Source organism: Pandoraea iniqua (assembly GCF_902459685.1).
In the GTDB taxonomy this organism is placed as follows: domain Bacteria; phylum Pseudomonadota; class Gammaproteobacteria; order Burkholderiales; family Burkholderiaceae; genus Pandoraea; species Pandoraea iniqua.
Genome location: NZ_CABPSF010000003.1, coordinates 441,505 through 460,948 on the forward strand (window position 1 = coordinate 441,505; position 19,444 = coordinate 460,948).

Here is a 19,444-nt window from a genome sequence, read left to right on the forward strand (position 1 = left end):
TCTATGAAAGCAGAGCGCTGCTTAGACTGCAAGCGATTGATGCCTTTCTCGTCAGCTTTCGTCGTTCGCCTACCGGAGATTTCGCGTGTCCAAGAACCAAGACGCTGCCTTTTGGCAGAACGCCCGGCAACATCTGATCCGCTACGGCGGCACGTTCGAACCCGCGATCATCGAGCGTGCACAGGGCAGCTTTGTCTACGACGCGGACGGGCGCGCGATTCTCGACTTCACCTCGGGACAGATGAGCGCTGTGCTCGGCCACAGCCACCCCGATATCGTGTCGGTCGTGACCGAGTACGCCGGCAAACTGGATCACCTGTTCAGCGGCATGCTGTCGCGTCCGGTGGTCGATCTGGCCACACGGCTGGCCGAGATCACGCCGCCGGGCCTCGACCGCGCGCTGTTGCTCAGCACCGGTGCGGAATCGAACGAAGCGGCCATTCGCATGGCGAAGCTCGTGACCGGCAAGTACGAAATCGTGGGGTTTGCCCAGTCGTGGCATGGCATGACGGGCGCGGCGGCGTCTGCGACCTACAGCGCAGGCCGCAAGGGCGTCGGGCCTGCGGCGGTGGGCTCCTTCGCGATCCCCGCCCCGTTCACCTATCGCCCGCGTTTTCTGCGCGACGGCCAATACGATTACCTCGCGGAACTCGACTACGCCTTCGACCTGATCGACCGGCAATCGAGTGGCAATCTCGCCGCCTTTATCGCGGAGCCCATTCTCAGCTCGGGCGGCATCATCGAACTGCCGCCGGGCTATCTGGCCGCGCTCAAACGCAAATGCGAGGAGCGCGACATGCTGTTGATCCTCGATGAAGCCCAGACCGGCGTGGGCCGCACGGGCACGATGTTCGCGTTCGAGCACCACGGCGTCACGCCCGACATCCTCACGTTGTCGAAGACACTCGGGGCCGGTTTGCCGCTTGCCGCCGTGGTCACGTCCGCAGAGATCGAAGAACGGGCGCATGAGCGCGGCTACCTGTTCTACACGACCCACGTCTCCGACCCGTTGCCCGCTGCGGTGGGTCTGCGCGTGCTCGACGTCGTGGCGCGCGACGGTCTGGTTGCCCGTGCCAACGTCATTGGCGAGCGCCTGCGGACCGGTTTGCTGGACCTGATGGAACGCTTCGATTGCATCGGCGACGTGCGCGGCCGCGGCCTGTTGCTGGGGATGGAAATCGTGAAGGACCGCCGCACGAAGGAACCCGCCGACGGTCTGGGCACGCGCATCACGCGCGAATGCATGAACCTTGGCCTGAGCATGAACATCGTGCAGCTGCCGGGCATGGGCGGCGTGTTCCGGATCGCCCCGCCCCTCACCGTCAGCGAAGCGGAAATCGACCTCGGCCTGTCACTGCTCGGGCAAGCTATCGAACGATCGCTCTGACGCATTGCTTCAGTCGTAAAAAGCCCCGTGATTCGCTTCATCGAAGCGCACGGGGCTTTTCTTCAGCCAGTGATTGACGGCTAACTTAGTCCTGACGTTGCGGACGTTGCACGTCGCGGAAGATGTACTTCAGCGCGTCGGGCAGTGTGCTCGACCAGACCGGCCACTCATGCTTGCCGTCCACGATGCGAAGCTCGGCCGGTTGCTTGTTGGCGCGCAGCAATTCATAAAAACGCGTGGCTTCCGACTCGATGTTGAAGTCGTCGTCATCGCCCGAGTTAATGTACATCGGCACCTTGATGCCCTTCTTCAGAAACGCGTCGAAGAACACCGGGTAGTTGTTCGCCTGCCAGACGCGCGCACTGTACTCGCCGCCCGTATTGGGTTCGGCAAACACCTTCACGAAGCGGGCCGACGAATCCTTGGGCGGTTCCGGGTTGTAGATCGCCGGGCTGAGCAGCGCCGCCGCCTTGAACTTCTCCGGGTACTTGAGCACGTAACGCAGCGCGCCGTACCCGCCCATCGACAGGCCACCGATCAGACGGCCATCGCGGGTCGTGATCGTGCGATACGTTTTCTCGACATGGGGGATCAGCTCGCTGAAGAACGCCGTCTCCATGCGTTCTTTCAGATCGACATACCAGTTGGTATTGGCGTCCGGCATGATCACGATGGCCGGGGGGATGTCGCCATGGCTGATCAGTTTGTCCATCGTCGACTGCATGTGGCCCTTGACCACCCAGTCGTTACGCACGCCGTCGTTGCCGTGCAGCAGATACAACACCGGGTACGTGGTCTTGCCCGACGATTCATAGCCCGTCGGCAGGTAGACGTTATACGTGAGCGGGCGCGACAGGTTCTTGCTGTACACCTCGCTGGACAGCACCTCGCTCGCGTTGGCGAACGAACTGCTCAGTGCTGCGGCGGCGATGATACCCGTCGCCATTTGTCGTGCGAAGCTCGCACCGGTTTGACCGAACATCTTGAACACATACCCTCCTGGGGGAAATCATGACTTTGTCTAGTTATCCAGAACACCCGGCTCTGTGTGCCGGGCGCCCGAAAGATTAACATTTGAAATGATTTTCAGGGGATGCAATCGATGGACGGTGCGGATGCTCAGTACACCGTGTCATCCTCGCCGGCGGTTCGCCGGTGGCTGCGGCGGGCGCGCATCAGCACCACGATCGGTAGCGGCAACGCCACTGCCAGCAGCAACCAGAGCAACGCGTAGACGGCGCCTAGCCCGTCGTTTTGCAGGTTGACGTAAAGCTTGACCGGAATGCCTTGCGGAAAGTACGCGAAGATCATCACGATGCCGAACTCGCCGATGACGCGCACCCACGCGATGACCAACCCCGTCGTGAGCCCGCCGCGAGCAAGTGGCAACGTCACGTGCCGGAACACACGCCATGGCGTCGCACCCAGCGTGCTGGCGGCCATCGGCAGCACGGGCGGCACAGCTTCGAAGGCTGCGCGCGCCGCGAGGATGAAATATGGCAGTCCGCCGTAGACCTGCGAGAGCACAAAGGCCGGGGCATTGTTGCCGAGCAGAAGGCCGGCGCGCGACAGCAGCGAGCCAAAGGTGCCGACCGGGCCATAGGCAGACGCGAGCAGAATGCCCATCGCGAGCGGTGGCGTCATCAGCGCCACGAGCACCAGCACTTCCGCCACACGTGCCATGCGCGAACGCGTGGTCGCCAGCCACAGTGCCACACGTGTGCCGAGCGCGACGACGATCGCCATCGACAGGCAAGACAGCCCGAGCGACACCGCAACGGCATCCCAGTCGCCGTAGGCCAACCGGAAATGACGCCACGGCGTTTCCACCACCAGCGCGACAAACGGAATCGCCAGCAACATCCACGTGATGCCGTCGCCCAGACGTGCCACGGCGCGCGGCAGGCCACGAATCCACTTCAACACGTATTGGCGCGCCGCTTAGTTGTGCAGCGGATACAGCGCGTCGCCCTTCGGCTTACCGTATCCATTCGCATCAAACAATTGCTGGCCTTGTGTCGACGTCATGAATGTGATGAATCGATCGGCGGCCTCGGGGTGCGGCGAGTTCTTCAGCTTGGCGGCGTAGAACACGAGCGGTTGCGGACGCACGGTCTTGGTCTTGCCATCGGCACCGGGCAAGGAGAAATCGACCGTGTCGTACCACGCCTTGGCAAATGCGGGGTTGCTCAGATTGATCTCGTCGGGCAGCGCAACGTAAGGCAGCTTGGCCGAGCGCGTAGCACTCTCGTAGCCCGAAGCGGCATCGACCTGCCCGGCTTCCAGCCGCGTGAGCAGACCGCCTTCGCCGAACACCTGCTGCGGATTACGGATATCGCCGAGCACCGATTGGGCAAGCCCCGGCTGGTCGTAATACTTCTGCGCAAGCATCATCGTGAACACGATGTTCTGCCCTTGCGGATCGGTGGCCGGGTCGGTCCGGCCGAAGCGCAGGCCCGGCGTCTGCAACACCTTCCACCAAGCCGGGTGCGCAGCGTCGCTGCCGGCAAGCCGCAACGCTTCACCGAAGCGGCCCTTCGGGTTGTACGCGATCACCATGCGCGTGCTGGCGACCGGCACCGCCTCGTCGATCAACCCGGCGTCCTTGAGAATCGCCATCGGACCGGGAGTGATCGAGACGAATACGTCGGCCGTCGAGCGGCCTGATGCCAGCAAACGGGCCAGCCCATAAGCGCCCTCACCCTGCCCCTGATACGTGACATGCTCGCGCTGCGCGAACGCCGGCCCCAAAGCCTTGTCCATCACGACACCCATCGACCCGGCGTAGGCGACACGGAACGTCTCGTCCGCCTTGGCCTGTGCGACAGCCAGCAGCGCCGCCGTGAGACACAAGGTATGCTTCATCGTCGCGACGACGCGCGCAGAAAACCACTTCTTCTTCACAGCCGGAACTCCGTTATATAAGTTGTTATATAACGAATATCATATATTAGATTTTGATGAGCGATCTACCCTACCTTGATTACACGGCGTTGCTGACACTCGCCGAATCGGCGGCGAACCTCCCGTCTGCGACCGCGCCTTGCTCGTGCACCCGGACCCCGCTCGATGGCTGGGCCAGCCTGCCTAACTCGCTGCCCGATGCTCAGTTGGAACCCATCGCGACGCTCATGGCGCCGAACGACACGCAGGAACCCACGTTCGCCGAGTTCCATCCCAACGGCACATCGTATTGGGCGGTGGACGCACCGATCGCCCCGCGCTATTTCCCGTACAACCGAAGCCAAGTGTGCCGCTGCCGCGAGTGCGGCCGTCTGTACCTGCGCTATCAGGAAGGCGGCGGCTACTTTGTCGATCAGCGCGTGCGGCAGGTCAATCCTGCGTTGATGGCCGATGCCCTTATCGACGCCGACGACACGCATTGAATGCCACACGGGCGGCAAAACCCGGCGCACAATTGTTTCCATCGGTTTTCATTCGTTTTGATGTGTTTTCGTTTGTGAACGAGCGTGAACGAAAACGGCACTTCTGCGGTAAACGAAAGCGCTAAAAGTCCAATTAGAACAAGGCGCTTCGCAACATTTATCATCCGAATCATCTAGTTCGGATTGCGACATAACTACACGAACAGGTTCTCGCGCGCGGAGTCCAAGCGCCCATGCGAAAAACCCAAATCTCCGCTTCGGAACCCGTGTTCCCTTCGGCCTCGATGGCTGCCGGCTTTGCGTCGGGAGGCATCGCCGATCTGCCCTCACGCCCCCGGCCAATAGCCGCGCGCCCGAGCCGTATCCGACGATTCGCGGCGGCGGCCATACGATCACCCGCCGCATACGTCGCGATCTATGCCGTGATCTGGGCGCTGGTGAGCGCGATGCTCGATCCCACCGTGCCCTTCGACGCCGTCGAAGCGTTCAACTGGGCCCGCAATGCCGAATGGGGCACGCCCAAGAATCCGTGGCTCGTCGGTCTCTCGATGTGGCCGGCGCTGGGACTGGAAGGCAATGCGCTGAGTGTGTATTGGTACGCGTCGCATTTCGCGGGCGTCGCCATCGGCATGCTCGGTGTCTGGCACCTTGCGCATCGGCTGTCAGGCAGCCGTCGTCTCGCATGGCTCGCGATGTTGACCCTGCATGTCTCGGGGGCCGTCAACATCGATATCCTCCCGTACAACGACAACTTTCTGCTGGTCATGCTCTGGCCGTGGATGCTGTGGCTCTTCATTCGGGCGCTGTTCGACACACCTCGCCTCTGGCCGGCGTTTGCCATCGTCGCCGGTCTGGCGGCGATGACGAAATATTCGACGTTCGCGCTGCTCGGCACGATGTTCGTCGTCACGCTATGGACACCGCAGACACGCCGCCACTACCGGCATCCGGCTTTCCTGCTGGGCCTCGCAATCTTCGCCGCAATCGTTTTGCCGAATATCGTCTGGCTGGCGCAACACGACTTCGCGGCATTTCGCTGGGTCGACGATCAAATCAAACCGCGCCTGAACTCGCGTGCGCTATGCGGGGCGCTGAGCGCGTTTTATCCGCTGGCCGTACTTGCGCTGATCGTGCGTCTGACGGGCGGCCGCCTGACGTGGCCTTGGCGAGCGCCATACGATTCGCAGACCACGACGGGCCCCGCCTGCGCGCCCGTCGCGATCGCCGCGTGGGTATTGCTGCCGCCGTTGGTGCCGATCCTGCTCTACTTTACGTGGCACGAAGGCGGTCGCATCTCCGAATGGCTGCAACCGTTTGCCGTCCCCGCGCCCGCGCTGCTGGTCGCGTGCGTATGGCCCGGCACGAATACGCGCTTGTGGCGAACCACGCGCTGGTTGCCCGCGGCTGGCGTGCTGGTGCTCGCGGGCTACGCAATATTCCTGAGCGCCAATTTCCGGAATGCCGGGCAGAAATTCGTGGGATTGAAGACGGCAAGTCTCGCGTTGGAACAGCGCTGGCAGACGCGGTATCACACGCCGTTGCGCTACGTCGGTCATGACAATGTCGCCAAGTGGCTGACGTTCTATGCGCCGGGAAATCCGCACTTGCTGATGCGATGGTCGTCCGAACACCGGCCCAACATCTACACGAAGGACATCGACGACGCCGAGGTGCGCGCTAACGGCGCCATGCTGCTGGGGCACCCGGGGCGGCCGTGCCGCAAGGCCGGTTTCGGCAAGACGCTGATGCAATGGCCGGATCTGGAAATCGACGCGTACGAAACCGTCCCGTTCTCGTATCACGGCGGCGCAGAGCCTGTGACGATGTGCGTTGCCTACATTGCGCCGCAGCGCTGAATATCTAAAGCACTATCGCTTCGTTGCCCGTGCGAGACCGGTATGGATAATCGGACGTCCACAGTCTCTCTTCATCGTCTCTTTTGATACGGGCAACGCATATGGCGCACTCCGGCAATCCGACTCGTCGACAATTTCTCACGCTGCTCGGCGCATGCGCTGCCGCCGGCACCGCGTCGTTTGCCCTGCCGGCACGCGCCGCGTTCGAAGCGGGCAAATTCCGTATCGGCTATCAGAAGGCCGCGAGCACGCTGGTACTTGCCAAGGCTAACGGTTCACTGGAAGCCAAACTGCGCCCGCTGGGGGTGCAAGTGACATGGGCCGAGTTTGCCGCCGGGCCGCAGTTGCTCGAAGGCCTGAACGTCGGCGCGATCGACTTCGGTTACGTGGGAGAAGCGCCGCCGGTGTTTGCACAGGCGGCCGGGGCGGATTTCGTCTACAGCGCCTATGAGATTCCGACGCCGTTGGCCGAAGGGGTCGTTGTCGCCAACACCTCGCCGATCAAGACGGTCGCCGATCTCAAGGGCCGCAAGGTCGCGTTCAACAAGGGGTCGGATGTTCATTGGTTCATCATCGCCCTGCTGCGCAAACATGGACTCGACTTCGGCGACATCGAGCCGGTCTATCTCGCGCCGGCCGACGCCCGCGCCGCGCTTGAGCGGGGCTCGGTCGACGCGTGGGCCATCTGGGACCCGTTCTTCTCCGCCGTGCTCGAACAAAGCCCCGTGCGCTTGCTGGCCAATGCCGAAGGGGCCGCCGATCACCATCAGTTCTTCCTCAGCCAGCGGACCTTTGCCGAAAAGCGCGCCGATGTCATCAAGGCCACGCTCGACTCGTTAAGCGAAACCGGTCAGCAGATTCGAGGGGATTACGCCGGGGCTGCCGCCAAGCTCGCCCCCATTCAGGGGCTGGACGCGAAGATCATCGAGAAGGGACTGCGGCACTACGCCCACATCTACAAGCCCGTCTCCAAACCGGTGCTGGAGGCGCAACAGCGCATCGCCGACACGTTCCTGCAACTCAAGCTCATCCCCCGCCCGATCCGTGTCGCGGACGCGACACTGCCGAACGCCATCGGCTAACACGCCACGATAAAACGGCTTTCCGCTTGGCAAAGCCGGTGCGAGTGTGACAGAATTCGCAACTCAGTTGCATTGCAATTGAGTTGCATTATCTCGTGCATCCCTTTTGGGCAGCACCTTTCTGTCACCGTCTTCGTTTTCGATTGCGCGCTCCGGCCCCATGTATCGCCGCTGGCTTCCCCTATGGCTTGTCGTTTGCCTGCTCGTCTCGCAGGCCGCGCTCGCACGCCATATCGTCGCGCACACGGCCGTGGCGCTGGGCATCAGCGCAGCGCGCGCTCAGCTAGACAATGCGCTCGACGGTGCATTCGAAACCAGCGTCGATACGCCACGCACCGATCAGCACGCCAGCCAGCACGACGATGGTGTCTGTGAGGAGTGTCTTGCACTCATCGCCGTCGATGTTGCGCTGACCAGCCTTCCTGTCATCGCGCAGATTGCCGCGGTGCGCGAGTGGCACTACCCGCCAGCGCCGCCCGTGCGCGTGCGTTCGATCTCTCCGGGTCCCACCCGTAACCGCGACCCGCCCGCCTTCTCAGTGTTGTTCGCCTGAACCATAAGATTCGCCGTCGTCGATAACGCTTCGGTAGCCCGCGTTCGACCGCACGGCGTCCACACGTCACGCACACTGAGGATCGGCATGTCTGCCAACTCCGGAACCAGCTTCAGAAGCGCGCGGTTCGCCGCGCTCACTCGCCACGCCATTGCTGCCGCAGCAGCCTCGGCCTTCGTCGTCAACGTTCACGCGCAAAGCACACCAGCGCCCGCCGGTAGCGATGCAGCCACGAACGATCCCAACGTCTCGCTGTCCGGCACCACGATTTCGGCCAAGCGTCTCGATGCCGCGCGCAATGCGCTTTCGCCCGACACTGGCAGCTCGGTCTATAACTTCGACCGCACCGATATCGAGACGCTGCCGCTGGGCGCCAACACGCCGCTCAATCAGGTCTTGCTGCAAGCGCCCGGCGTGGTGCAAGACTCGTACGGGCAACTGCACGTGCGTGGCGATCACGCTAACTTGCAGTACCGGATCGACGGCGTGATCATTCCCGAGGCCATCAGCGGCTTCGGTCAGGCGATCGATGCGCGGATTGCCTCGCAAATCAACCTGATTACGGGGGCGTTGCCGGCCCAGTTCGGCTATCGCACGGCCGGCATCGTCGACATCCACACGAAGGGCTCGCCGGGCGAGGCGGCCGACAGCGGCGAGCCGCCCAAAGCCTTTGGCGGGGAAGTCGGCGTCGTCTTCGGCAGCCACGCCGACCGTGAGGTCAACACGCAGTTGTACGGCACGAAGGGCGCGCTGTCGTATTACTTCAGCGCGCGCGTGTCGGCCAACGATCTCGGTATCGAGAACCCGACCGGCGATCGCAACGCCATTCACGATCACACGAACCAGACCAACGCGTTCGGCATGATGTCGTATCTGCTCAACGCCGATAACCGCGTGTCGTTCATGTTCGGCACGGCCAACAACCGCTTCCAGATTCCCAACCTGCCGGGCGTCGCACCGTCGTACACGCTCGACAGTGGTGTGATCCCCGACTCGGCCAGCCTGAACGCTCATCAGCAAGAACGTAACGACTTTCAGGTGTTGTCGTGGCAGAGCCATCTGTCGCCGCAGCTCGACACACAGATTTCGTTGTTCCACCGCACAACCCGCGTCGACTACACGCCCGACCCGCTCGGCGATCTGGTCTACAACGGCGTCGCGTCCGACATCAGCCGGCGCAATGAAGCGTACGGCGTGCAGGCCGACAGCAGCTACAAGCTCAACGACCGCCATACGCTGCGCTTCGGCTTGTTCGTGCAACAGGAGCAGTTCAGCGTGAACAATACGTCGAGCGTGTTCCCGGCGGTGGACGGCCAGCAATCGAGCGGCACGCCCTTCACCATCGTGGACAACGCGAGCGATCGCGGCACCACGTACGGGCTCTATCTGCAAGACGAGTGGAAGGCCACCGAGCGCCTGACGATCAACTACGGCGCCCGCTACGACCACGTCAACACGGTGACCGACGAGGGGCAGCTCTCGCCGCGTCTGGGCCTCACGTACGACTTGTCGAGCCGCACCCGGGTGCACGCCGGTTATGCGCGCTACTTCACGCCGCCGGCCACCGAGAAGATCGATACGACCTCAGTCGCCAAATTCCTGAATACGACCAACGCGCTGCCGTCTGATGCCAACACAGCCGTCAAGGCGGAGCGTTCGGACTATTTCGATCTGGGGATTTCGCATCAGTTGACGTCGTCGATCACCGTGGGGCTCGATGCTTACTACCGGCACGTGCGCCATCTTCAGGACGAAGGGCAGTTCGGCAATGCGCTGATCTATTCGACATTCAATTACGACAAGGGGCGCGTGTACGGACTGGAAGGCACGGTCAACTTCCGTCAGGGCAACGTGGGGGCGTATCTGAATGTGTCGGTGTCGCGCGCGATGGGTGAAGGCATTGAGACAGGGCAATTCAACTTCGACGCCGACGAACTCGCCTACATCAACAGCCACTGGGTGCATCTGGATCACGACCAGCAACTGACGGCGTCAGCCGGTGCGTCGTACCAATGGGGCAAGACCCTGTTGTCGACCGATGTTCTGTTCGGCTCGGGCCTGCGTAGCGGCTTTGCCAACACGGGGCACCTGCCGGCGTATTTTCAGGTCAACCTTGGCGTGGGCCAGAAGATCGACCTGCCCGGTCTGGGCTGGTTCGACGCGAAGTTCTCGGTCATCAACCTGTTCGATCGTGTGTATGAGCTGCGCGACGGCACGGGAATCGGCGTAGGCGCGCCGCAGTTCGGGCCGCGCCGCACGTTCTATCTCGCAATGTCGAAGCCGTTCTGAGTGTGACGCCGCCGCTGTCGCTGGCGCTTTTCGTGAGCGGGCGACACGGCGGCGGATGTCGTCGGGCGAGGCTACTTAGCCGGCGGCAGCAACCCGTTCAGGTCATCGAGCGACACCGAGCGCTTGGGCCGATAAACCGCGTCGCCGGTGAGAGGCGGCGGCGGAGCTTCCGGCTTTGCCTGACTCGCCTGCGTGCTCGGCGTACTGGGGACGGTACCCGGCACGGCAGGCGGCGCCGGGGCCCCGTTCGCGACAGGTGGCAGTGATTTGGCCGATTGCGGCGGCTTGGCCGGTGCCGTGGGTGATGCAGGTGATGCAGGCGAAGCGGGTACCGAGGGCGCCACCGGTGCCGCAGCCTTCGGTGACATCGTAATCGTGCCCCGGCTTGGCAGCCGATTGCCCGGATCGAGCGGGAGAATCGGGCAATTGTTGATCATCCCGTCGGTGATGAGCCGGTTGATCAGATCCGTCGCAAACACGCCGCCGCGTTCGAAGTACGACACGTACAGCGTGCCGACGTGGTGCACCTGAAACACGCCACGCCAGACTGACGCGTCGGTGGCGTTGTCGGCCATGTCGGCCACGAAGTCCACACGTATCGGCAAGTTGCCTTGCACGACGCCGCCGTTGGGGCGAACGCGCAACACCACATCCGGGCGGAAATTGTCGATCTCGCGCTGCACGCCGCGCGTGTCGAGCATCAATGTCTGGACCAGACCGAACTGCGATTCGATTTCGCAAGACGCCAGCCGCTGCGTCACTTCCTGACGGAAGCCATTGCCGAAGTCGGCCCCGAAGCGCATCTGGCCGTCGTAAATCACGAAGATCCGGTGAACCTGCGCCTTGTAGTCCGGCGCGCGAACCGATGTGATCTGGGTGGTTGGCGAAATGCAACCGCTCAAGGCGAGCGTGGTGAACGACAAGAGGGCAACGCGCCCCCATCCCCCGTGTTGTGGTGTATTCATCGCAGTCGTGTACGTATTTTTTTGTGCGTCATAGCATACCTCAGCGCGCCATTTTGCCGCCACGTTCGCGTTTCGGTACACTTCGCTAACCGGGCGCGCTCTGTAGAAACGGAATTGCTGCCGCACCGGCGTGGCCAGACCAATGAAACAGGCCACAGGGGGACGCTCCATGCAGAGCGCCGCGATTCCACCGGGGTTTGGCGAGAACGCCTGACCCCAAGTTTTTTGACAGCCGACACAGAACGGCGCTTCTCGCACATGCTCAACCGTCTCTTCGCCGCAACACTCGCGGCCACCCTCAGCGTCCCGGCCCTTGCTCTGGATGCCGAAAAGCTCTACGAAAAGGTCTCGCCCAGCGTCTGGGTCGTCAACACGTTCGGTAAAGACGGCAAGCGCGTCGGTCAGGGCAGCGGTGTCGTTGTCGCCCCGCAGCGCCTCGCCACCAATTGCCACGTGCTTCGTAGTGCCACCAAGGTGGTTGTGCAACGTCGCAACACCACGCATCTGGCAGAACTGGAACTGGTCGATCCCGATCGCGATATTTGCCAGTTGAAGGTAGAAGACATGTCGGCGCCACCCGTCGCGCGCGCGCCGATGAGCTCGCTGCGCGTCGGTCAGAAGGTCTATGCGCTGGGCAGCCCCAGCGGTCAGGAGCTCACCCTCTCGGACGGCATCGTCTCTTCATTGCGCCTCGATAACGCCGACCGTATCGAGATGATTCAGACCTCGGCGCCGATCTCCCCGGGATCGAGCGGTGGCGGCTTGTTCGATGTCGACGGCCGCCTGCTTGGCCTGACCACGCTGGTGCTGGCCGACTCGCGCCACCTCAACCAGAACCTGAACTACGCCCTGCCCGCCAGCTATCTCGACGAGCTTCCCGCGCGCAGCCGCGCCGCCATGGCCGCGCGCGACACGGCGACCTCCCGGGCGGCGGCCGAGAAGCGTGCCGCTGAAACCCGCGAAGCCGCGGCCGGTACGGTGGGCGCCCGGTGGGAATACACCATCACCGATCTCTTCACCGGCGTGAAAAGCCGTGTGGCGCTCGTGGTCGAACGCATCGACGGCGACAAGCTCTACATGAACAATGGCAGCCGTGTCGAGCTGGCCGACGGCAAGTTGCTCGAAATGTCGCAACCGATCCTCGGCGAAATGGACAACTCCATGCCCGCCAACGGCTGGATCAGACCCGACATGAAGCCGGGCCAGACGTGGGAGCTGCAATACGCGCCGCCCGGCACACCCGGCCGCACGTTGCGCTTGAGCGCACGCGTCGCCCCCGAAGAGTCGCTGTTCACCACCGCCGGAAAATTCGAAGTGCAGCGCATCGACTTCGACGGCAATCTGGTCGAGACGCCCACGCGCAATCAGGGCCGCTCGCCGCAATCCACGGCTTACAAGGCCACCATCTGGTACGCGCCGCAGATCAACCGTGTTGTGAAAATGAAGGCGCAAAGCATCGGCCCCTTCGTGCAGATCAACGAAATGATCGAGCTGTCTGCCCAGCCGGGTGGCCAGCGTGCCGTGGCACCGCGTGCGTCGGCCACCGGCGGCAACGCCGATACCGTCGTCACGGGGCCGGGAGCATTGCTTCGTTAAACGTTTTGCCGAACGGCAGCCCGGCGCGCTGATCACGCACCGGGCGCACCACCTCGCACTGCCCCCTCCCTGCCCCTCTGCTTTGCCGGCTTAACGACCGCCAGACTTCCGCCTGAATTCGGTCGTCGTCTCGCCCGCATAGCCCCAGTTATCCGTGTCGACTTCCTCGATCACGATGTGCGTCTTTTCCGGCGCTTTGTCGAGCACACGTTGCAGCGTCTCGGTCACTTCACGAATGACCTGCGCCTTTTGTTCAGCGGTGTTCCCTTCACGGGTAATCCGAATGCTTACGAATGGCATGGTTGGCTCCCGGTTGTCTTAACGGCCTGCGCTGTATCCGCCGTCGACCGGCAGTACCGTGCCCGTGACGAACGCGCCGTTCACCAGATAAGCCACGGCGTCGGCAATCTCTTCGACCTTCGCAATCCGTCCCAGCGGGTGGATACGGCTGAGCGCTTCATGCGTCGACGCCGGGTGCATCGGTGTATCGACAACGCCCGGTGCCACCGCATTGACCGTCACACCGAAAGGCGCCAGTTCGAGTGCTAAGGCGCGGGTCGCCTGATTGAGACCGCCCTTGAGCACTGCGGCCATGAGCGCCGGCACCGCCGTATTTGCCTGCATCGCCACCGCCGCCGTGATGTTGATGATTCGCCCGGCACGACGCTCGCTCATGTGGCGCGCGGCTTCCTGCGAGAAGTAAAGCGTGCCCTTCAGATTCGTATCGATCTGCTCGTCGATCTCGTCCGGCGTGAAGTCAACGAACGGCTTCGCGGCGAAGATGCCGGCGTTGTTCACCAGCACATCCACGTGACCGAATGCCGCGATGGCACTGGCGAGCACCGCCTTTGCCACACCCGGCTCGGCCACGCCGCCCGCCAGCGGCAAAAAGCGTTCACCGGCGTCCAACAGCGCGGCGGTCTGTTCCAACCGCGCCCGGCTGCGGCCCGTGCCGACGACGTTGTAACCGTCTTTCAGAAAACGTTGCGCCAGTCCCAGCCCAATGCCACTGGTGGCGCCCGTGATGACAACCGTCTTGTCCGACTTGCTCATGATGACCCTCTGGAAAAATGCCCTGCCGGTGCATCGCCCTCTGCGAAAGCCCCGCGGGTTGAGAGTCACTTTATTGATGAATCAAGACGCGAAAAACACATGCCGCTACACTTGTCTTTTTACATCGTGTAATGAATATGCAGCGGCAATTCGACGACGTCCTGCTCGGCAGCATCGAACTGTTCTGTTTGGCCGCCGAGGCGGGCAGCTTCACGGCGGCCGCCAATCTGGCGGGTGTAACCCCTGCGGCGGTGAGCCGCTCGGTTGCCCGGCTAGAGCAACGGCTGGGCGTGCGCCTGTTCGTGCGGTCCACCCGCAGCATTCGGCTGACCGAAGGCGGCACCGCCTATTTCGAGGAATGCCGCACCGCGCTCGCCCTGCTGACCGAGGCAGAGCGCCGCGTCTCCGGCGCGCAGGTCCAGCCCTCGGGCACGGTACGGATCAGCGTGCCGACCACCTACGGCCACTACCGATTGCTGCCGCTACTCCCCGCCTTTCGCGCGAAATACCCGCTGATTAAGCTTCATGTGCAGGTCAGTAACCACAACGTCGACCTGCACGAGGAGCGTTTCGACTTTGCGATTCGTTTTCGTGCCCAGCCCGAATCGAGTCTGGTTGCGCGCCATCTCGAAGACGCCGCGCTCGTCGTCGTCGCGCACCCCGGCTATCTGAAACGTGCGGGCACACCCAAGACGCTTGCCGATCTTGCCGATCACGATTGCATTGAGTTCGATCTGCCGAGTACTGGCCGGCCGATTCCGTGGCTCTTTCGCGAGGCGGGTAACGACGTGGAATACGCCGCACAAGGCAGCTACCGGTGTGCCGACGACGTGCTCTCGGGCGTGACGCTGGCCCAAGCCGGTGCCGGGCTGTTCCAGACTTACCGCTTCATCGTGGAAGAGGATCTCGCCACCGGACGGCTGGTGGAGGTACTCGCCGATCTCGGCGGCCGGTCGCGCCCGGTCAGCCTGATGTATCCGCATGGCAAGACGCTGCCGTCGCGCGCCCGAGTCTTTGTCGACTACTTGCTCGATGCCTTGGCCGAGACACGCAAACCCCCAGCGGCCGGCGGCAGCCGCCGACGTCGGTCAACGCCTTGACGGCGTGCCCAGCGTCTCGTCGAGGAATGCCATCAGCGCCTGTAGCCGCGCAGTCCGGCCACGCCGTGTCGGCACCAGCAAGGTCACCGGCGCGCTGTCGAAGGTCCAGTCGGCCAGCACGCGAACCAGCGTGCCTGCCGCGACGGCCTCGCGCGTGTCCCACTCCGAACGAAGCACCAGCCCCAACCCCTGCTCCGCCCACTCGCGCGCCACACTCCCGTCGTTGCTCGTATAGGCAGGCACCACACGCACACTGTCGCGTGCAGTGGTTCGAGAGCTGCGCGCGCCCTTCGCCACGCCCGGTCGCCGAAAGCGCCACAGCGTTACGTCCTCATCGTTCTCCCGAATGCAGATACATCGATGACGCAGCAGATCGTGCGGCTCGGCAGGGGTACCGAAGCGGCGCAAGTACGCCGGGCTTGCGCACAACCAGCGCGCATTCGGTGCCAGCGGACGCGCAATCCATGACGAATCCCGCACCGCGCCCACATGAATGACGGCATCGGAATCGTGCTTGTCGGGCCACGGCGTCTCGCGCAGGTCCAGCTGCAAATGCAGATCGGGATGCAACTGGGCAAAGCGCGCCAGTGCCGGGGCAACGTGATGACGCCCGTAGCCGAACGGGGCCGCAACCCGCAACGTGCCGGTCAGCCGGCTGTCGTCGCGCCGAAACGATTCGGGTAACGCGTCGAGTTGCGCAAGCAACGCCGCCCCCTCGCGAGCGAAGCGTTCGCCCTCTGCGGTCAGGCTCAATTGGCGTGACGTGCGCGTGGCGAGCGCAAGGCCCAATGTGGCTTCGAGCTTACGCAAGCGAGCCGACAACGCGGGCGGCGTCACGTTGAGCAATCGGGCCGCTGCACTGAGCGATGGCGCCTGTGCCAGCGCTTCGACGAGCCGTAGGTCTTCGATCTGGATCATTAACCTGTGCTTAAGCATTGATGTTCCGGAATTTAACCACGGGTAACGGTATCGTTTCTACACTTAAGGCCAGTGACGATGCCGTCAACCGTCTTCCCTCATCGAAAACCCAACGACAAAAGGCCCCCGAATGCCCACTCACGACGCTTCCACTCCCGCCGCTTGGCCGCGTGCCGTCTTGTTCGACCTGCTCACCGCGTTGCTCAACTCGTGGACCGTATGGAACACCGCCGCAGGCAGCGAAACCGCTGGCCGCGCGTGGCGCGCCGAGTACCTGCGCCGCACCTACGGCTGCGGGGCTTACGTGAGCTACGAGCGACTGGTGCGCGAGGCCGCCGAACACGTCGGCCTGCCGGCCTCTGCGCCGGAAGCCCTCGAAGCGCAATGGGCCACGCTGCCCGCTTGGGACGGCGCCCGCGAATTGCTTCAGGCGCTGCGCCCCCATTGCAAGCTGGCGGTGGTCACGAACTGCTCTGACCGGCTGGGCCGGCAAGCGGCCGACCTGCTCGGGATCGACTGGGACGTGGTTGTGACCTCGGAACAAGCTGGGTTCTACAAACCCGATCCGCGTCCGTACCGGTTGGCCCTCGCACAGCTGGGGGTATCCGCCGACGAAGCCGCCTTCGTTGCGGGCTCCGGTTACGACCTGTTCGGCACGTCGGTGGTCGGCATGCGCACGTTCTGGCATAACCGCATCGGCCTGACCTTGCCGGAAGGCGCGCCGTCGCCCGAGCGCGAAGCCCCCACACTCGATCCCGTGTTGCCGTGGCTGCGCACGTTCGGCGCAACGGATTGAGGAGACCCGTCATGACGACCATTCAAGAGACGACGCCTGCGGCCCTCACCTTGCAGACGCTGGAAACACCGGCTGCTGTCATCGACGTACCGCGCATGCAGCACAACATTCGCCGCATGCAAGACCGGATGAACGCACTGGGCGTGCGCTTTCGACCGCACGTGAAGACGAGCAAGTGTTCGCAAGTCGTGCAGGCGCAGATCGCCGCCGGTGCGGCGGGCATTACCGTCTCCACGCTCAAGGAAGCCGCGCAATTCTTCGACGACGGCGTGACCGACATTCTCTATGCCGTCGGCATGGTGGCGAGCAAGCTCCCCGCTGCGTTGGCATTGCGTCGCCGTGGTTGCGATCTGAAGATCATCACCGACAGCGTCGCGTCCGCACAGGCCATCGTCGCATTCGGCGCGGAGTACGGCGAAACCTTCGAGGTGTGGATCGAGATCGACACGGACGGCCACCGTTCCGGTATTCGCCCGGACGAAGCCGCCCTGCTCGATGTAGGCCGCGTGCTGCATGAAGGCGGCGCAACGCTGGGCGGCGTGATGACGCACGCTGGCTCAAGCTACGAACTCGACACCCCCGAAGCCCTCGCGGCGATGGCGGAACAAGAACGCTCGGGATGCGTGCTCGCGGCGACTCGCTTACGCGATGCAGGACTGCCCTGCCCGGTCGTCAGCGTGGGTTCGACACCCACGGCACTGGCGGCCACGCATCTGGAAGGCGTGACCGAAGTGCGCGCGGGCGTGTATGTCTTCTTCGATCTCGTCATGCACAACATCGGCGTCTGCACGACCGACGAGTTGGCGCTCTGCGTGCTCACCACGGTGATCGGTCATCAGGCGGACAAGGGCTGGGCGATCGTCGACGCGGGCTGGATGGCGATGAGCCGCGACCGGGGCACGTCAAAGCAGAAGCGCGACTTCGGCTACGGACAGGTGTGCCGTGTCGACGGCACGGTCGTGCCGGGCTATGTGCTGAGCGGCGCCAATCAGGAGCATGGCGTGCTCTCGCGCGAAGGCGATGCCGATCCCGACATCGTGTCGCGCTTCCCCATCGGCACGTTGTTGCGCATTCTGCCGAATCACGCCTGCGCTACCGGCGCGCAATTTCCCGGCTATCACGCCATCGATCCCCACGCCGATACCGGCACATGGTCACGGCTTCACGGCTGGTGATCTAAAGCGAATCGGGATGCTTATGCGACTACCCCGCATAACGTTTCCCGATTTGCTTCGTTCCCTACGCTGCCCTGCAATGCCAAGCTGAACGGCTTCGCCTCATACCGGATCGCCAAGCGATGGCGCCAACCGGTTTGTTGCGCGGCCAATTTTCGTCTGCTTGCACTGGAGCGCACCCATGAGCGTAGAAGTCATCGGCATGATCACGGCGGCCCCGGGCTCCGAAGTCGACCAACCGTCCGGCGCTGCCGTCGACCCGGCCTTCGTCACACGGATGGCGCAAGCGCATGAGACCGCCGGGTTCGACCGTGCCCTCATCGGGTACTTCTCCAACGGCCCGGAAGGGTCCATCGTGAGCAGCTATGTGGCCGCCGCCACGCAACGCCTCGGCATTCTGCTGGCCTACCGCCCCGGTGTAATTGCAGCGCCGCTGGCCGCTCGCCAACTGGCAACCCTCGACCAATTCTCGCGGGGACGCGTCGCGCTCAACGTGGTGTCCGGCGGCAACGACGCCGACCTGCGCCGCGACGGCGACTTCCTCGAACACGATGCGCGGTATGCGCGCACCGACGAATATCTCGACGCCCTGAAGCGCATCTGGACCGCCGATGCGCCCGTCGATTTCGAAGGCAAGCATTACCGCTTCGAACAAGCCTCGCCTGCGGTGAAAACGTGGCGCCAACCGCATATCCCGATCTACTTCAGCGGCGCGTCCGAAGCGGCCATCGATGTGGCGGCGCGCCATGCCGATACCTACATGCTGTGGGGTGAACCGCTCGACGCCGTTGAGCAGTTGATCGGCCGCGTGCGCACGGCCGCGCAGAAATACGGCCGCACGCCGCGCTTCTCGATCTCGTTCCGCCCGATCGTTGCCGACACCGAAGCCGAGGCATGGGCGCGCGCAGACGAAGTGCTGCGGCAGGTCAAAGCCACCCGTGCGAGTCTCGGCCTGCATGTGGAAGCCCCCGAGAACGTCGGCTCGCAACGCCTGCTGGCTGCCGCGCAACAAGGCAACGTGCTCGACGAACGCCTGTGGATGGGCGTCGCCAAAGCGACCGGCGCACGGTGGAATTCCACGGCGCTGGTTGGCACGCCCGAGCAGGTGGCGCATGCACTCGGACGCTATTACGAACTCGGCGTGGACACGTTCCTCATTCGCGGCTTCGACCCGCTGGGCGACACGATCCGCTACGGCGGAACGCTGATCCCGGCAATTCGCAGGCACACTGCTGGCCTCGCTGGCGCTGCTGGCGTGCGCCGCGCCGCCTGATTTTCTTCCCCCTCT

At 63.6% G+C, this 19,444-nt stretch carries 18 protein-coding genes; 11 read left to right on the plus strand and 7 right to left on the minus strand.

From position 1 onward, the window contains the following. Window positions 1-85 precede the first annotated feature (85 nt). Window positions 86-1,387 (plus strand): aspartate aminotransferase family protein, encoded by a 1,302-nt coding sequence (locus tag PIN31009_RS12945; protein ID WP_150685290.1) that lies wholly within the window; start codon window positions 86-88, stop codon window positions 1,385-1,387. An 85-nt stretch (window positions 1,388-1,472) separates the two neighbouring features. On the opposite strand, the gene PIN31009_RS12950 is transcribed toward PIN31009_RS12945, so the two are convergent. The 3 genes from PIN31009_RS12950 to PIN31009_RS12960 all read right to left on the minus strand — a co-directional run bounded on the left by PIN31009_RS12950 (window position 1,473) and on the right by PIN31009_RS12960 (window position 4,291). Beyond that, window positions 1,473-2,369, minus strand: a complete 897-nt coding sequence (locus tag PIN31009_RS12950) for an alpha/beta hydrolase (RefSeq protein WP_150685704.1) — start codon at window positions 2,367-2,369, stop codon at window positions 1,473-1,475. Between the two features lie 137 nt (window positions 2,370-2,506). Beyond that, the gene (locus PIN31009_RS12955) at window positions 2,507-3,313 is read right to left on the minus strand and encodes a molybdate ABC transporter permease subunit (protein ID WP_246185649.1); all 807 of its coding nucleotides are present in this window, start codon (window positions 3,311-3,313) and stop codon (window positions 2,507-2,509) included. A gap of 15 nt (window positions 3,314-3,328) precedes the next feature. Then, window positions 3,329-4,291 (minus strand): extracellular solute-binding protein, encoded by a 963-nt coding sequence (locus tag PIN31009_RS12960; protein ID WP_246185650.1) that lies wholly within the window; start codon window positions 4,289-4,291, stop codon window positions 3,329-3,331. Window positions 4,292-4,347: 56 nt separating this feature from the next. Here PIN31009_RS12960 and PIN31009_RS12965 point away from each other — a divergent pair, with 56 nt between their 5' ends. From PIN31009_RS12965 to PIN31009_RS12985, 5 genes are all read left to right on the plus strand, one after another. Beyond that, window positions 4,348-4,773 carry a hypothetical protein gene (locus PIN31009_RS12965; protein ID WP_150790526.1) on the plus strand — a complete coding sequence of 142 codons (426 nt, stop codon included), beginning with the start codon at window positions 4,348-4,350 and terminating at the stop codon, window positions 4,771-4,773. Window positions 4,774-5,006: 233 nt separating this feature from the next. Continuing rightward, window positions 5,007-6,629, plus strand: a complete 1,623-nt coding sequence (locus PIN31009_RS12970; RefSeq protein WP_217426793.1) for a glycosyltransferase family 39 protein — start codon at window positions 5,007-5,009, stop codon at window positions 6,627-6,629. Window positions 6,630-6,730: 101 nt separating this feature from the next. Next, entirely contained in the window at window positions 6,731-7,711 is a 981-nt protein-coding gene (locus PIN31009_RS12975; protein WP_150790527.1) for an aliphatic sulfonate ABC transporter substrate-binding protein, read from the plus strand. Between the two features lie 160 nt (window positions 7,712-7,871). After that, window positions 7,872-8,264, plus strand: coding sequence for a hypothetical protein (locus PIN31009_RS12980; RefSeq protein WP_150790528.1), 393 nt, complete (start codon window positions 7,872-7,874; stop codon window positions 8,262-8,264). 87 nt (window positions 8,265-8,351) lie between these two features. Then, on the plus strand, window positions 8,352-10,553 hold the full coding sequence (locus tag PIN31009_RS12985; RefSeq protein WP_150790529.1) for a TonB-dependent receptor: 2,202 nt from the start codon (window positions 8,352-8,354) through the stop codon (window positions 10,551-10,553). A gap of 71 nt (window positions 10,554-10,624) precedes the next feature. On the opposite strand, the gene PIN31009_RS12990 is transcribed toward PIN31009_RS12985, so the two are convergent. Beyond that, on the minus strand, window positions 10,625-11,518 hold the full coding sequence (locus PIN31009_RS12990; protein WP_150790530.1) for a hypothetical protein: 894 nt from the start codon (window positions 11,516-11,518) through the stop codon (window positions 10,625-10,627). 258 nt (window positions 11,519-11,776) lie between these two features. On the opposite strand from PIN31009_RS12990, the gene PIN31009_RS12995 reads away from it, so the two are divergent. Continuing rightward, entirely contained in the window at window positions 11,777-13,114 is a 1,338-nt protein-coding gene (locus PIN31009_RS12995) for a S1C family serine protease (RefSeq protein WP_058378555.1), read from the plus strand. 90 nt (window positions 13,115-13,204) lie between these two features. Here the strand turns inward: PIN31009_RS12995 and PIN31009_RS13000 are convergent, their stop codons facing one another. Together PIN31009_RS13000 and PIN31009_RS13005 are read right to left on the minus strand one after the other, a co-directional pair. Then, window positions 13,205-13,414, minus strand: a complete 210-nt coding sequence (locus PIN31009_RS13000; RefSeq protein WP_150790531.1) for a tautomerase family protein — start codon at window positions 13,412-13,414, stop codon at window positions 13,205-13,207. Window positions 13,415-13,432: 18 nt separating this feature from the next. Beyond that, on the minus strand, window positions 13,433-14,167 hold the full coding sequence (locus PIN31009_RS13005) for an SDR family NAD(P)-dependent oxidoreductase (RefSeq protein ID WP_150790532.1): 735 nt from the start codon (window positions 14,165-14,167) through the stop codon (window positions 13,433-13,435). Between the two features lie 137 nt (window positions 14,168-14,304). On the opposite strand from PIN31009_RS13005, the gene PIN31009_RS13010 reads away from it, so the two are divergent. Then, complete coding sequence (locus PIN31009_RS13010) at window positions 14,305-15,267, plus strand: LysR family transcriptional regulator (RefSeq protein WP_150790533.1); 963 nt, start codon at window positions 14,305-14,307, stop codon at window positions 15,265-15,267. Here the strand turns inward: PIN31009_RS13010 and PIN31009_RS13015 are convergent. Then, window positions 15,256-16,185, minus strand: a complete 930-nt coding sequence (locus PIN31009_RS13015) for a LysR family transcriptional regulator (RefSeq protein ID WP_150790534.1) — start codon at window positions 16,183-16,185, stop codon at window positions 15,256-15,258. The genes PIN31009_RS13010 and PIN31009_RS13015 overlap by 12 nt on opposite strands. 130 nt (window positions 16,186-16,315) lie before the next feature. Here PIN31009_RS13015 and PIN31009_RS13020 point away from each other — a divergent pair, with 130 nt between their 5' ends. The 3 genes from PIN31009_RS13020 to PIN31009_RS13030 all read left to right on the plus strand — a co-directional run bounded on the left by PIN31009_RS13020 (window position 16,316) and on the right by PIN31009_RS13030 (window position 19,429). Then, entirely contained in the window at window positions 16,316-16,981 is a 666-nt protein-coding gene (locus tag PIN31009_RS13020; protein WP_150790535.1) for an HAD family hydrolase, read from the plus strand. An 11-nt stretch (window positions 16,982-16,992) separates the two neighbouring features. After that, complete coding sequence (locus tag PIN31009_RS13025) at window positions 16,993-18,156, plus strand: DSD1 family PLP-dependent enzyme (protein WP_150790536.1); 1,164 nt, start codon at window positions 16,993-16,995, stop codon at window positions 18,154-18,156. Between the two features lie 181 nt (window positions 18,157-18,337). Further along, window positions 18,338-19,429 (plus strand): LLM class flavin-dependent oxidoreductase, encoded by a 1,092-nt coding sequence (locus PIN31009_RS13030; protein WP_217426794.1) that lies wholly within the window; start codon window positions 18,338-18,340, stop codon window positions 19,427-19,429. The last annotated feature ends 15 nt before the right edge of the window (window positions 19,430-19,444 follow it).